The following is a 13,078-nucleotide window of genomic DNA, read 5'->3' on the forward strand; positions in this document are numbered from 1 at the left end:
CGCCCCGCTTCAGTACATGAGGTTGCACCGAAGCAGAGCGGCCGATTGGTAGTCACGCCTGACCGAGGAAGTCCTTGGCGAAACGCTGCAGCACGCCGCCAGCCTGATACACGCTGACTTCGGCCGCGGTGTCGAGACGGCAGGTGACCGGGACGCGGGTTTCTTCACCGCTCATGTGGTGAATGACCAGGGTCAGATCGCAGCGCGGCGACAGCTCGCCTTCGATATCGAAGGTTTCGGTGCCATCGAGGCCAAGCGTCAGGCGCGTGGTGCCTGGCTTGAACTCGACCGGCAGCACGCCCATGCCGACCAGATTGGTGCGGTGGATACGCTCAAAGCCTTCGGCGACGATCACCTCGACACCGGCCAGGCGTACGCCTTTGGCCGCCCAGTCGCGCGAGCTGCCCTGACCGTAGTCGGCACCGGCGACGATGATCAGGTTCTGCTTGCGGTTCATGTAGGTTTCGATGGCTTCCCACATGCGCATCACCTTGCCCTCCGGCTCGACGCGGGCCAGCGAACCCTTCTGCGCCTTGCCGTCGACCACCGCCATCTCGTTGACCAACTGCGGGTTGGCGAACGTCGCGCGCTGCGCAGTCAGGTGGTCGCCGCGATGGGTGGCATAGGAGTTGAAGTCTTCCTCGGGCAGGCCCATCTTCGCCAGGTACTCACCGGCGGCCGAATCCAGCAGGATTGCGTTGGATGGCGACAGGTGATCGGTGGTGATGTTGTCTGGCAGGATCGCCAGCGGACGCATACCCTTGAGCGTACGCTCGCCAGCCAGCGCGCCTTCCCAGTACGGCGGACGACGGATGTAGGTGGACATCGGACGCCAGTCGTACAGCGGGCTCTTGGCTTCCTCGATGGTGCCCAGATCGAACATCGGGATGTAGATCTGCTTGAACTGCTCAGGCTTTACCGAGGACGCGACGATGGCGTCGATCTCTTCGTCGGACGGCCAGAGGTCCTTCAGGGTGATCGGGTTGCCGTTCTTGTCGGTGCCCAGCACATCCTGCTCGATGTCAAAGCGCACGGTCCCGGCGATGGCGTAGGCAACCACCAGTGGCGGCGAGGCAAGGAATGCCTGCTTGGCGTAAGGGTGGATACGGCCATCGAAGTTGCGGTTGCCAGAGAGGACCGCGGTGGCATACAGGTCGCGCTCGATGATCTCCTGCTGGATCACCGGATCCAGCGCACCGGACATGCCGTTGCAGGTGGTGCAGGCGTAGGCGACGATGCCGAAACCAAGCTTTTCCAGCTCGCTCAGCAGACCGGCCTCTTCCAGATACAGTTTGGCGACCTTGGAGCCCGGCGCGAAGGAGGTCTTCACCCAAGGCTTGCGCACCAGACCCAGCTCGTTGGCCTTCTTCGCAAGCAGACCGGCGGCCACCACGTTACGCGGGTTGGAGGTGTTGGTGCAGCTGGTGATGGCGGCAATGATCACGGCACCATCGGGCAGCAGACCTTCGGCCTCTTCGGCGCGCGCTGCAGCCAGCTTGTCTTCATCGGCAATGCCGCGCTCGTGCAGCGCCGAAGTCGGCAGGCGCTTGTGCGGGTTGGAAGGGCCAGCCATGTTGCGCACGACGCTGGACAGATCGAACTCGAGCACGCGCTCGTACTCGGCACCTTCGAGAGCGGTTGCCCACAGGCCAGTTTCCTTAGCGTACTGCTCGACCAGGGCGACCTGCTCCGGCTCACGGCCGGTCAGCTTGAGGTAGTCGATGGTCTGCTGATCGATGTAGAACATCGAAGCAGTTGCGCCGTATTCCGGGCACATGTTGGAAATGGTCGCGCGATCACCGATGGTCAGGCTGTCGGCGCCTTCACCAAAGAACTCGACCCAGGCTCCGACCACACGTTCCTTGCGCAGGAACTCGGTCAGCGCGAGGACGATATCGGTCGCGGTAATACCTGGCTGACGCTTGCCAGTCAGACGCACACCGACGATGTCGGGCAGGCGCATCATCGACGGCAGGCCAAGCATCACGGTTTCGGCTTCCAGGCCGCCGACACCGATGGCGATGACGCCCAGCGCATCGACGTGCGGGGTGTGCGAGTCGGTGCCGACACAGGTATCCGGGAAGGCCACGCCACCGCGCGCCTGGATCACCGGCGACATCTTCTCCAGGTTGATCTGGTGCATGATGCCGTTGCCGGCGGGGATCACGTCGACGTTTTTAAACGCCGTTTTGGTCCACTCGATAAAGTGGAAGCGGTCCTCGTTGCGACGCTCCTCGACGGCGCGATTCTTCTCGAACGCATCCGGATCGAAACCGGCAAATTCCACCGCCAGCGAGTGGTCGACGATCAGCTGCGTCGGCACCACCGGATTGACCTTCGCCGGGTCGCCACCCTGCTCTGCGATCGCATCACGCAGGCCGGCGAGATCGACCAGCGCAGTCTGGCCGAGGATGTCGTGACAAACCACGCGCGCCGGGTACCAGGGGAAATCGAGGTCGCGCTTGCGCTCGATGATCTGCTTCAGCGAATCGGTCAGCGCTTCGGGCTCACAGCGACGCACCAGCTGTTCGGCAAGTACGCGGGAGGTATAGGGCAGCTTGTCGTAGGAACCGGGCTGGATGGCTTCGATCGCCTCACGGGTGTCGAAGTAGTCAAGCCCAGTACCTGGCAAAGGTTTGCGGTGTTCTGTATTCATGCCGGAAGAACTCAATCCAGTAATGATTCGAGGGGCAAGGCCTGGGAGCCCGTGTTGCGAGCCCCCAGCTCCGATCAGCGCTGGGCGATCGGGACAACCTTGCGCTGTTCCGGACCGATGTACTCGGCGCTCGGCCGAATGATCCGGTTGTTGCTGCGTTGTTCGAACACATGGGACGCCCAGCCGGTGACGCGCGAGCAGACGAAGATCGGCGTGAACAGCTTGGTCGGGATGCCCATGAAGTGATAGGCGGAGGCATGGTAGAAGTCGGCGTTCGGGAACAGCTTCTTCTGCTCCCACATGGTTTCGTCGACGGCGACCGAGACCGGATAGAGCACGGTATCGCCCACTTCGTCAGCGAGCTTCTTGGCCCAGACCTTGATGACCTCGTTGCGCGGATCGGAAACGCTGTAGATCGCGTGGCCAAAGCCCATGATCTTGTCCTTGCGCTCGAGCATGCCGAGAATCGCTTCACGCGCTTCTTCCGGGCTCGTCCACTGCTCGATCATGTCCATCGCCGCTTCGTTGGCGCCGCCATGCAGCGGGCCGCGCAGCGAACCGATGGCACCGGTCACACAGGAATAGAGGTCGGACAGCGTCGAAGCACAAACACGGGCGGTAAAGGTCGAGGCGTTGAACTCGTGCTCGGCGTAGAGGATCAGCGAGACGTTCATGACCTTGACGTGCAGGTCGCTCGGCTTCTTGTCATGCAGCAGCGCGAGGAAATGACCACCCAGAGTGTCTTCATCGCTGGTGCAGTTGATACGCACACCGTCGTGGGTGAAGCGATACCAGTAGCACATGATCGCCGGGAAGGCGGCCATCAGGCGCTCTGCCACATCACGCTGCTGCTCGAAGCTGACTTCCGGCTCCAGAGTACCGAGCACGGAAGAACCGGTACGCATGACATCCATCGGATGGGCATTTGCCGGAATACGCTCGAGCACTTCCTTGAGAGCCTGAGGCAGGTCACGCATGGTTTTCAGGCGATTCTTGTAGTCCGCCAGTTGCTGGGCAGTTGGCAGCTCACCGTAGAACAGCAGATAGGCAACTTCCTCGAAATCGCACTCGGCGGCCAGATCACGCACGTCGTAACCGCGGTAGGTCAAGCCAGCGCCGGTCTTGCCGACGGTGCACAGGGCAGTCTGTCCGGCGATCTGTCCACGCAGACCAGCACCACTCAGTACTTTTGCTTCAGCCATTGCTATCTCCTTCTTGGATTTGTTCTGGATACTGCAAAATCACGTTGGAAAAATGGGTCGCTAAAGCCCCACCAACAACTGGCGGGGCCTGCTTACTCAGCTTTTTTTTTCTGCGCAAACAACGAATCGAGGTGCTGCTCGAAGGCGTGGTAGTTGATGCGATCGTAGAGCTCCATGCGGGTCTGCATGGTGTCGATCACATTCTTCTGCGTACCGTCACGGCGCAGCGCGGTGTAGACGTTCTCGGCCGCCTTGTTCATGGCGCGGAAGGCCGACAGCGGATAGAGCACCAGAGAAACGTCGACGCTAGCCAGCTCTTCGGTGGTGTACAGCGGCGTGGCACCGAATTCGGTGATGTTGGCCAGGATCGGCGCCTTCACGCGATCGGCGAAGGTCTTGTACATCGCCAGCTCGGTGATGGCCTCCGGGAAGATCATGTCAGCACCGGCCTCGATGCAGGCGGCGGCACGATCCAGTGCGGAATTGAGACCTTCCACGGCCAGCGCATCGGTACGCGCCATGATCACGAAGCTGTCATCGGTACGCGCATCGACGGCGGCCTTGATGCGGTCGACCATCTCCTGCTGGGAAACGATCTCCTTGTTCGGACGATGACCGCAGCGCTTGGCGCCGACCTGGTCTTCGATGTGGATCGCCGCCGCGCCGAACTTGATCATCGACTTGACGGTGCGCGCCACGTTGAAGGCCGATGAACCGAAGCCGGTGTCGACATCCACCAGCAGCGGCAGATCGCAGACGTCGGTAATACGACGTACGTCGGTCAGCACATCATCAAGACCGGTGATGCCGAGATCCGGTAGCCCTAGGGAACCCGCCGCGACACCGCCACCGGACAGGTAGATGGCCTTGAAGCCGGCACGCTTGGCCAGCAGCGCGTGGTTGGCATTGATCGCGCCGACGACCTGCAGCGGATGCTCACTGGCCACGGCGTCACGGAAACGCTGACCGGCAGAAGGAAGAGTCATGCATTACCCCTTTTGTGTGGTGTTTGTTCAAGAGCGCCCTTGAAATGGCGCTCGACATTGCGCTTGGAAGCAGCGATATGCCGCCGCATCAACAGCTCCGCCAGCTCACCGTCGCGCTCGGCGATGGCGTCGAGAATTCGATGGTGTTCGGCGAAGGCCTGGTGCGGCCGGTTCGGTGTAGTGGAGAACTGGATGCGATACATGCGCACAAGCTGGTAAAGCTCGTCGCAGAGCAGCTTGGCCAGCGTGCGATTGCCGCTGCCCTGAATGATCCGGTAATGAAAGTCGAAATCGCCTTCCTGCTGGTAGTAACCGACGCCGGCCTGGAACGCTTCGTCGCGCTCATGGGTGCTCAGCACCCGGCGCAGATCATCGATTTCTGCCTCGCTCATGCGCTCGGCCGCAAGACGACAGGCCATGCCTTCGAGGGATTCACGAATCTCATAGAGCTCGATCAGCTCGGCATGGCTCAGCGAAACCACCCGCGCACCGACATGCGGCACGCGAACCAGCAGTTTCTGCCCTTCCAGCCGATGAATCGCCTCACGCAGCGGCCCGCGGCTGATGCCATAGGTACGCGCCAGCTCCGGCTCGGATATCTTGCTTCCCGGCGCAATCTCGCCTTTGACGATAGCGGCCTGAATCAGGCGAAACACGTGCTCTGACAGAGTTCCACTATCAAGCTGCTGCACGGATGGGGGAAGCTCAACGGTATCCAGCATGATTGTCGACAATTCAGGTTTAGATGGCGCGAAACTACGCCCGATAAGCCAACTCGTCAACAGTCTACAACCCTGGATTGTCGACACCTTTACTAAAGTCGTACGAGGGCGACTACAACGCACGCAGACATGCCCAGGCCGCGGCCGCCGTTGCCTAGCGCGGAAAGGCGCATGCTAGAATGCCAGCCTTTCGCGCCGTGGACGCCCGCCTGCCGCATCAGCGTCGTACCCAGCCGTTTCTTCCCTTCCCTCACGACAACAGGTTCCATGAGAGTTAAAGCCTTCTTCCTGCTGTTCTGCGTATTGACCCTGCCCACCGCCAGCCTGGCTGGAAACAAGACGATCTATGGCCTGACCGAAAACGTCGGCTTGCCGGATTTCGGCCTGGAAGTCGAAGGCAAACTCGACACCGGCGCGCAGACCGCGTCACTTAGTGCCCGTGACATCACGCGATTCAAACGCAAGGGCGAATCCTGGGTGCGCTTCTATCTGGCCGTCGACAGCGCCCACGCGCACCCCATCGAACGCCCGCTGGCGCGTATCAGCAGGATCAAGCGCCGCGCCGGCGACTACGACCCGGAAGAGGAAAAAACCTATACGGCACGGCCGGTCATCGAGCTCGATCTGTGCATGGGGAAAGCTAAACGCACCATCGAAGTGAACCTCACCGACCGAACCGCTTTCCAATACCCACTTTTGATCGGTTCCGACGCCCTCACCCGCTTCGGCGCCCTGGTGGACCCAAGTCGCACCTTTATTGCCGGCAAACCCGGCTGCCTCAACGAATCTGACGCTGACGAGTAATACCCATGCGCGCTCTCACACTGCATCTGAAAGTCCTGATTTTCCTGCTCGTCGCCCTGGGAATTTCGATTACCGCCTACCAGATCTTCGTACTGGGCATCCCGGTTACCGAAGACGAAACCGATGACTTGTGGAACATCGACGCCAAGGTCGAATTCCAGGCCAGCCCGCGCGAGCCCGTGAAGCTGCAGATGTACGTGCCGCCGCTGAATCAGGAGTTCGTCAGCCTCAACGAGAGCTTCATCTCCAACAACTATGGTGTCAGCGTCAATCGCGTCGACGGCAACCGCCGTGTGACCTGGTCCGCCCGTCGCGCCAGCGGCAACCAGACACTTTATTACCGCCTGGTTTTGACCAAGCGCTACAGCGGCGAACAGACCAAGGCTACTGGGCCGATCTTCCGCGACAGCATTCCGGTCGAAGGCGCAGAAAAGATCGCTGCCGAAGCCCTGCTCTCGCCGATCCGTCAGCATTCGGCCGACGTCGAGACGTTCATCAGCGAGGCCATCAAGCGGGTCAACAACCCCAACGATGACAACGTCAAGCTGCTACTGGGCGGCGACACCTCGATCCCGAACAAGGCCCGCGTCATCGAGCTGCTGCTGTCCATCGCCCATGTGCCGATGGAGCGCGTACACACCATCCGCCTGAACGCCGACCAGCCGCAGACACCGGAGCTCTGGCTGCGCAGCTTCAATGGCGACAAGTGGCTGTTCTTCAACCCAGGCACCGGCGAGCAGGGCCTGCCGAATGATCGCCTGGTCTGGTGGACCGGCGACGAGCCGCTGATCAGCCTGGAGGGCGGGCGCAACCCGCAGGTGACCTTCACCCTGAACAACAGCGAGATGAACGCCATTCGCCTGGCCAAGCTGACCGATGAGAACACCGAAGCCGGTTTCCTCGAGTACTCGCTCTACGGCCTGCCGCTGCAGACCCAGCAGACCTACCAGATCATGATCATGATCCCGATCGGCGTACTGGTAATCCTGATCCTGCGCAACCTCGGCGGCCTGCAGACCCTCGGCACCTTTACCCCCGTGCTGATCGCCCTGGCTTTCCGCGAAACCCAGATCGGTTTCGGCATCATCCTGTTCACCCTGATCACCGCCCTCGGCCTGTCGCTGCGCTCCTATCTGGAGCACCTGAAGCTGCAGATGCTGCCGCGCCTGTCGGTGGTGCTGACCTTCGTCGTGGTGTTGATCGCGGTGATCAGCCTGCTCAGCCATAAGCTCGGCCTCGAGCGCGGCCTGTCGGTGTCACTGTTCCCGATGGTGATCCTGACCATGACCATCGAACGCCTGTCCATCACCTGGGAAGAGCGCGGCGGTGGTCATGCCTTCAAGGTGGCGGTCGGCACGCTGATCGCTGCGAGCCTGGCCTTCATGCTGATGAACATCCGGGAGCTGACCTACTTCATCTTCACCTTCCCGGCCGTGCTGCTGATCATGGTGGGCTTCATGCTGGCGATGGGTCGCTATCGCGGCTATCGCCTGACCGAGCTGTTCCGCTTCAAAGCCTTTCTGAAGGATTGAGCCATGTTCGGTCTGATCAAAACGTGGAAGGCCCTGGAAGCCAAGGGCATCATGGGCATCAACCGCCGCAACGCGGACTACGTGCTCAAGTACAACAAGCGCAATCTGTATCCGATTGTCGATGACAAGATCATCACCAAGCAGCGCGCGATCGAGGCCGGCATTCACGTGCCGGAGATGTACGGGATCATCGAGACCGAAAAGGACATCGACAAGCTCAAGGACATCGTCAAGGACCACACCGATTTCGTCGTCAAGCCGGCCCAAGGCGCTGGCGGTGACGGCATCCTGGTGATCGCCGACCGTTTCGAAGGTCGCTACAAGACGGTGTCCGGCAAGATCATGTCGCACGACGAGATCGAGCATCAGATTTCCAACATCCTTACCGGCCTCTACTCATTGGGCGGCCATCGCGACCGTGCACTGATCGAGTACCGTGTCACACCTGACCCGATCTTCAAGAGCATCAGCTATGAAGGCGTGCCGGACATTCGCATCATCGTGCTGATGGGTTACCCGATCATGGCGATGCTGCGCCTGCCGACCCGCCAGTCGGGTGGCAAGGCTAACCTGCACCAGGGCGCCATCGGGGTCGGCGTGGATCTGGCTACCGGCATCACCCTGCGTGGCACCTGGCTGAACAACAAGATCACCAAGCACCCGGACACCACCAATGCGGTGGATGGTGTGCAACTGCCCAACTGGGACGGCTTCATGAAGCTTGCCGCTGGCTGCTACGAGCTCTGCGGACTTGGCTACATCGGTGTCGACATGGTGCTCGATCAGGACAAGGGCCCGCTGATCCTTGAACTGAATGCTCGCCCGGGCTTGAACATCCAGATTGCCAACGATTGCGGCCTGACGCACCGCGCGCACGCCGTCGAGAACCGCATCGCGGAACTCAAGGAAAAAGGCATTCAGGAAACGCCCGAAGAGCGCGTGAAGTTCTCCCAGGAATTGTTCGGGCACGTGCCACCACATGCCTGAATGACGCGAACCGGGCAGCCGCGTATCCTCACGGGCTGCCCTTGCACCGATTCGACCCATGCCCATCTGCACGCTGCACGCCCTGCCCTATCAGGCTGATCCCGCTTACTGGTTCGAACGCATCCGTCACGCCCCGGGCGCCGTCCTGCTCGACTCAGGCAGGCCGAAGGCCACGCGAGGACGCTTCGACATTCTCAGTGCCTGGCCATTGAGCGTGCTTGAGCCTGACGAAAAGGAGTCGGGGCGTACATTCTTCCAGCGACTGCGCCAGAAGCTGCGCGAACTCGGTGATGCCGAACTGCCTGACGACAGTGAACTGCCGTTCACTGGAGGCCTGATCGGTCTTCTGAGCTATGACTTCGGTTCGCGCCTGGAGACTCTTCCACAGCAAGCCGAAGACGACAGCGGCCTGCCTCTGGCACGCTTCGGCCTCTATGACTGGGCACTGATCACTGACCATCAGCGGCAAACCAGTCAGCTGATGTTCCACCCGGCGCTGGCCGAACCCGAGCGTGAGCGGCTGATACACCTGTTCGATTCAGCGGCCGTTGGCGAAAGCGCGCCCTTCCGGCTGCTGGATCGCTTCCGTGCAGATCTGAGCATCGACGCTTACCGCCACGGCATCGAGCGCATTCAGGCATACATCCAGGCTGGCGACTGCTATCAGGTCAACTTCACACAGCGCTTCCGCGCCGGATACTCAGGTGACGCCTGGCCAGCCTACTGCGCGCTCCGCGAGGCTTGCCCTACACCCTACGCTGGCTTCGTTGCCCTGGATGATGGCGCCATCGCCAGCCTCTCGCCCGAGCGTTTCCTGCGCCTGCATCAGGGCCACGTGGAAACCCGCCCGATCAAGGGCACTCGACCACGCGGTGGGGACGAGCATAGCGATGCCGAACAAGCGCAAGCCTTGCTCGCCAGCGAAAAGGACCGCGCCGAGAACCTGATGATCGTCGATCTGTTGCGCAACGACCTGGGCCGGAGCTGCCGGATCGGCAGCGTGCGCGTGCCGGAGCTTTTCGCCCTGGAAAGCTACCCCAACGTGCATCATCTGGTGAGCTGCGTGACTGGAGAGCTGGCCGATCATCACGATGCGTTCGATCTGCTGGCTGGCAGCTTTCCGGGTGGTTCGATCACCGGTGCGCCAAAGATCCGCGCCATGCAGATCATCGACGAACTTGAGCCGACGCGGCGCGCCATCTATTGCGGCTCGCTGCTCTACATTGACGTGAGGGGCGAAATGGACAGCTCCATCGCCATTCGCACCCTGCTCATTTGTGACGGACAGGTCAGTTGCTGGGGCGGCGGAGGCATCGTCGCCGATTCCGACTGGCAGGCGGAATACCAGGAATCGATCGACAAGGTGAAGGTGCTGCTGCAAACCCTGGAGCAGCTGCCTGGCTAGAGCGACCGGCGTAGCCAGTCGCTCAGTCCCGCGGGGCTCAGAACGCCAGCTTGCGATTCGACGCCTTGAGGAATTCCTGTTTCAGCTCGTCGAAGGTGTGCACTGCCGGGAACTGCGGAAATTCGGCAATCACATTGTCCGGCGCATGGAACAGGATGCCGGCATGGGCTTCGCTGAGCATGGTGGTGTCGTTGTAGGAGTCACCCGCAGCGATCACGCGGTAATACAGGCTCTTCAGCGCGATGACCGATTGACGCTTGGGGTCCTTCTGACGCAGCTGATAATCCACGACGCGATCGGTCTCGTCGGTGATCAGACGGTGGCAGAGCAGCGTCGGGAAACCCAGCTGGCGCATCAACGGCTGGGAGAACTCGTAGAAGGTGTCGGACAAAATCACCACCTGGAAGCGCTCGCGCAGCCAGTCGACGAATTCCGGCGCACCTTCCAGCGGCTTCAGGGTTGCGATGACCTTCTGGATGTCAGCAAGCTTCAGGCCGTGCTCATCGAGAATGCGCAGACGCTGCTTCATCAGTACGTCGTAATCGGGGATGTCCCGCGTGGTGGCCCGGAGCGATTCGATTCCGGTGGCCTCGGCAAAGGCGATCCAGATTTCCGGAACCAGAACACCTTCCAGGTCGAGACAGGCTATTTCCACGGGCCACTCCTCAATGCAGAAAATTGAAGGCGGCACTCTAGCGGCAGCGCGCGACCGAAGCAACGCAAGGCTTATACCCGAAACAGCTGAATGCGGCACTTAAACGTTATTTAGCAGCATAAATACCTTTTGCTACCATCCGCCGCCTCAGAGCGCCAAAGCGCCGATGCAACCATAAGGAAGCCGCCTGATGAGCCAATCCATCGATGTCGCCGCGCTGGCTGCCGCCTACGCCGATAAGTCTCCGCAAGACATACTCAAGCTCGCCTTCGATCTATTCGGTGATGACCTGTGGATCTCGTTCAGTGGCGCCGAGGACGTTGTCCTGCTGGATATGGCCTGGAAGCTGAACAAGAACGTCAAGGTGTTTACCCTCGACACCGGCCGCCTGCACAGCGAAACCTACCGCTTCATCGAACAGGTACGCGAGCACTACGGCATCACCATCGAGATCATGACGCCGGACCCGGCACTGCTGCAGCCACTGGTCAACGAGAAGGGCTTGTTCAGCTTCTACCGCGACGGTCACGGCGAGTGCTGCGGCATCCGCAAGATCGAGCCGCTGCGGCGCAAGCTCGCTACCGTCCGCGCCTGGGCTACCGGTCAGCGCCGCGATCAGAGCCCTGGCACGCGCAGCCAGGTTTCCGTGCTGGAAGTGGACACTGCGTTCTCTACCCCGGAAAACACGTTGTACAAGTTCAACCCGCTCGCGCAGATGAGCAGTGAGGAAGTCTGGGGCTATATCCGCATGCTGGAAATCCCCTACAACAGCCTGCACGAGCGCGGCTTTGTCAGCATTGGCTGCGAGCCGTGCACCCGCCCGGTACTGCCCAACCAGCACGAACGCGAAGGCCGCTGGTGGTGGGAGGAAGCGACTCACAAGGAATGCGGCCTGCACGCCGGCAATCTGATCGCCAAGAGTTGACCCGCTCGACTGCATCGATCACGAGGACGAGACATTGAACTGCAGCAGGTCGGGACTGTAGCCCGACCTGGACATCAGAAACTAATAGGTGGGGAGTTCCATTCCGTCGAACAGCTCATCCAGCTCCACCTTGTTGCGGCATTGAATGGCCTTCTCCAGCATGTCGCGATCCAGATGCGGGGCGAACTGCTGGATGAAGTCGCACATGAAGCCGCGCAGGAAAGTGCCGCGACGGAAGCCGATCTTGGTCACGCTGGATTCAAACAGCTCACTGGCATCGAGCACGACGAGATCCGCATCCAGCTTGGGGTCGACTGCCATACGCGCGACGATGCCCACACCGAGCCCGAGCCTCACGTAAGTCTTGATCACATCGGCATCGGCCGCCGTGAACACGACCTTCGGTACGAGACCGCGATGGCCGAATGCCTCGTCTAGCTTGGACCGCCCGGTAAAGCCGAACACGTAGGTGACGATCGGGTGTTCGGCCAATGCCTCCAGAGTGAGCTTGTCGAGCTTCGCCAACGGGTGGCCCTGGGGCACGATCACGCAGCGGTTCCAGCGGTAGCAGGGCATCATGACGAGATCGCCGAACAGCTCCAGCCCCTCGGTCGCAATCGCAAAATCAACCGTGCCGTCGGCGGCCATTTCGGCAATCTGCATCGGCGTACCCTGATGCATATGCAGGGAAACGTCAGGATACTGCTTGATGAAACTGCTGATCACCTGCGGTAACGCATAGCGCGCCTGAGTGTGGGTGGTGGCGATGCTCAGAGTGCCCTTCTTTTCATTGGAGAACTCCTGGGCGATCTGCTTGATGCTTTCACATTTGCGCAGGATTTCACCTGCGGTAGTGATGATGCGCTCCCCCGCGGGCGTCACCCGGGTCAGATGCTTGCCGCTACGGGCAAAGACCTCGACGCCCAACTCGTCCTCGAGTAGACGAATCTGCTTGCTGATACCGGGCTGAGAGGTAAAAAGGCTCTGGGCGGTTGCCGAAACGTTGAGGTCATGGTGCGCCACTTCCCAGATGTAACGCAGTTGCTGAAGCTTCATAGAAATCCCTCAAGGCTAAAGGCACCGCTGCGCCTGCCGCACTTATAACCATATGAACGGTGTGCCTCTGATGATAGGCCTTCCGTCGGTTTTTTGCTGTGCGACCTTTGGTCTGGTTGGCTCAGCCAGCAAGCGACCTGCGCGACGG

At 60.9% G+C, this 13,078-nt stretch carries 11 protein-coding genes; 5 read left to right on the forward strand and 6 right to left on the reverse strand.

Features of this window, described 5'->3' with window-relative positions; all coding sequences use genetic code 11:
• Positions 1 to 52: 52 nt before the first annotated feature.
• The 4 genes from acnD to PSEST_RS11320 form a co-directional block, all read right to left on the reverse strand.
• Positions 53 to 2,656, reverse strand: coding sequence for a Fe/S-dependent 2-methylisocitrate dehydratase AcnD (gene acnD, locus PSEST_RS11305; protein ID WP_015277108.1), 2,604 nt, complete (start codon positions 2,654 to 2,656; stop codon positions 53 to 55).
• 74 nt (positions 2,657 to 2,730) lie between these two features.
• The gene (gene prpC / locus PSEST_RS11310; protein ID WP_015277109.1) at positions 2,731 to 3,858 is read right to left on the reverse strand and encodes a bifunctional 2-methylcitrate synthase/citrate synthase; all 1,128 of its coding nucleotides are present in this window, start codon (positions 3,856 to 3,858) and stop codon (positions 2,731 to 2,733) included.
• Positions 3,859 to 3,950: 92 nt separating this feature from the next.
• On the reverse strand, positions 3,951 to 4,844 hold the full coding sequence (gene prpB, locus PSEST_RS11315) for a methylisocitrate lyase (protein WP_015277110.1): 894 nt from the start codon (positions 4,842 to 4,844) through the stop codon (positions 3,951 to 3,953).
• A complete protein-coding gene (locus tag PSEST_RS11320) occupies positions 4,841 to 5,566 on the reverse strand; it encodes a GntR family transcriptional regulator (protein ID WP_015277111.1) in 726 nt (241 codons plus the stop codon). The genes prpB and PSEST_RS11320 overlap by 4 nt, the downstream gene beginning before the upstream one ends.
• A 267-nt stretch (positions 5,567 to 5,833) precedes the next feature.
• On the opposite strand from PSEST_RS11320, the gene PSEST_RS11325 reads away from it, so the two are divergent.
• Genes PSEST_RS11325 through pabB form a run of 4 tightly spaced genes read left to right on the forward strand, consistent with a single transcriptional unit; the run spans position 5,834 to position 10,294 of the window.
• The gene (locus PSEST_RS11325) at positions 5,834 to 6,370 is read left to right on the forward strand and encodes an ATP-dependent zinc protease (RefSeq protein WP_041756639.1); all 537 of its coding nucleotides are present in this window, start codon (positions 5,834 to 5,836) and stop codon (positions 6,368 to 6,370) included.
• Positions 6,371 to 6,375: 5 nt separating this feature from the next.
• Positions 6,376 to 7,902 carry an inactive transglutaminase family protein gene (locus PSEST_RS11330; protein ID WP_015277113.1) on the forward strand — a complete coding sequence of 509 codons (1,527 nt, stop codon included), beginning with the start codon at positions 6,376 to 6,378 and terminating at the stop codon, positions 7,900 to 7,902.
• A 3-nt stretch (positions 7,903 to 7,905) separates the two neighbouring features.
• Complete coding sequence (locus PSEST_RS11335; RefSeq protein ID WP_015277114.1) at positions 7,906 to 8,889, forward strand: alpha-L-glutamate ligase-like protein; 984 nt, start codon at positions 7,906 to 7,908, stop codon at positions 8,887 to 8,889.
• A 58-nt stretch (positions 8,890 to 8,947) separates the two neighbouring features.
• Entirely contained in the window at positions 8,948 to 10,294 is a 1,347-nt protein-coding gene (pabB, locus tag PSEST_RS11340) for an aminodeoxychorismate synthase component I (RefSeq protein WP_015277115.1), read from the forward strand.
• A gap of 37 nt (positions 10,295 to 10,331) precedes the next feature.
• Here the strand turns inward: pabB and thrH are convergent, their stop codons facing one another.
• Positions 10,332 to 10,949, reverse strand: a complete 618-nt coding sequence (gene thrH, locus PSEST_RS11345) for a bifunctional phosphoserine phosphatase/homoserine phosphotransferase ThrH (protein WP_015277116.1) — start codon at positions 10,947 to 10,949, stop codon at positions 10,332 to 10,334.
• 190 nt (positions 10,950 to 11,139) lie between these two features.
• Here thrH and PSEST_RS11350 point away from each other — a divergent pair, with 190 nt between their 5' ends.
• Positions 11,140 to 11,874 carry a phosphoadenylyl-sulfate reductase gene (locus PSEST_RS11350; protein ID WP_015277117.1) on the forward strand — a complete coding sequence of 245 codons (735 nt, stop codon included), beginning with the start codon at positions 11,140 to 11,142 and terminating at the stop codon, positions 11,872 to 11,874.
• A gap of 81 nt (positions 11,875 to 11,955) precedes the next feature.
• Here the strand turns inward: PSEST_RS11350 and cysB are convergent, their stop codons facing one another.
• On the reverse strand, positions 11,956 to 12,930 hold the full coding sequence (gene cysB / locus PSEST_RS11355; RefSeq protein WP_015277118.1) for an HTH-type transcriptional regulator CysB: 975 nt from the start codon (positions 12,928 to 12,930) through the stop codon (positions 11,956 to 11,958).
• Positions 12,931 to 13,078: the final 148 nt, after the last annotated feature.

The organism is Stutzerimonas stutzeri RCH2 (assembly GCF_000327065.1).
In the GTDB taxonomy this organism is placed as follows: Bacteria; Pseudomonadota; Gammaproteobacteria; order Pseudomonadales; family Pseudomonadaceae; genus Stutzerimonas; species Stutzerimonas stutzeri_AE.

Coding starts and splice junctions, on each gene's coding strand:
- acnD (WP_015277108.1), bottom strand. CDS start 2,656: ATGAATACAGAACACCGCAAACCTTTGCCAGGTACTGGGCTTGACTAC.
- prpC (WP_015277109.1), bottom strand. CDS start 3,858: ATGGCTGAAGCAAAAGTACTGAGTGGTGCTGGTCTGCGTGGACAGATC.
- prpB (WP_015277110.1), bottom strand. CDS start 4,844: ATGACTCTTCCTTCTGCCGGTCAGCGTTTCCGTGACGCCGTGGCCAGT.
- PSEST_RS11320 (WP_015277111.1), bottom strand. CDS start 5,566: ATGCTGGATACCGTTGAGCTTCCCCCATCCGTGCAGCAGCTTGATAGT.
- PSEST_RS11325 (WP_041756639.1), top strand. CDS start 5,834: ATGAGAGTTAAAGCCTTCTTCCTGCTGTTCTGCGTATTGACCCTGCCC.
- PSEST_RS11330 (WP_015277113.1), top strand. CDS start 6,376: ATGCGCGCTCTCACACTGCATCTGAAAGTCCTGATTTTCCTGCTCGTC.
- PSEST_RS11335 (WP_015277114.1), top strand. CDS start 7,906: ATGTTCGGTCTGATCAAAACGTGGAAGGCCCTGGAAGCCAAGGGCATC.
- pabB (WP_015277115.1), top strand. CDS start 8,948: ATGCCCATCTGCACGCTGCACGCCCTGCCCTATCAGGCTGATCCCGCT.
- PSEST_RS11350 (WP_015277117.1), top strand. CDS start 11,140: ATGAGCCAATCCATCGATGTCGCCGCGCTGGCTGCCGCCTACGCCGAT.
- cysB (WP_015277118.1), bottom strand. CDS start 12,930: ATGAAGCTTCAGCAACTGCGTTACATCTGGGAAGTGGCGCACCATGAC.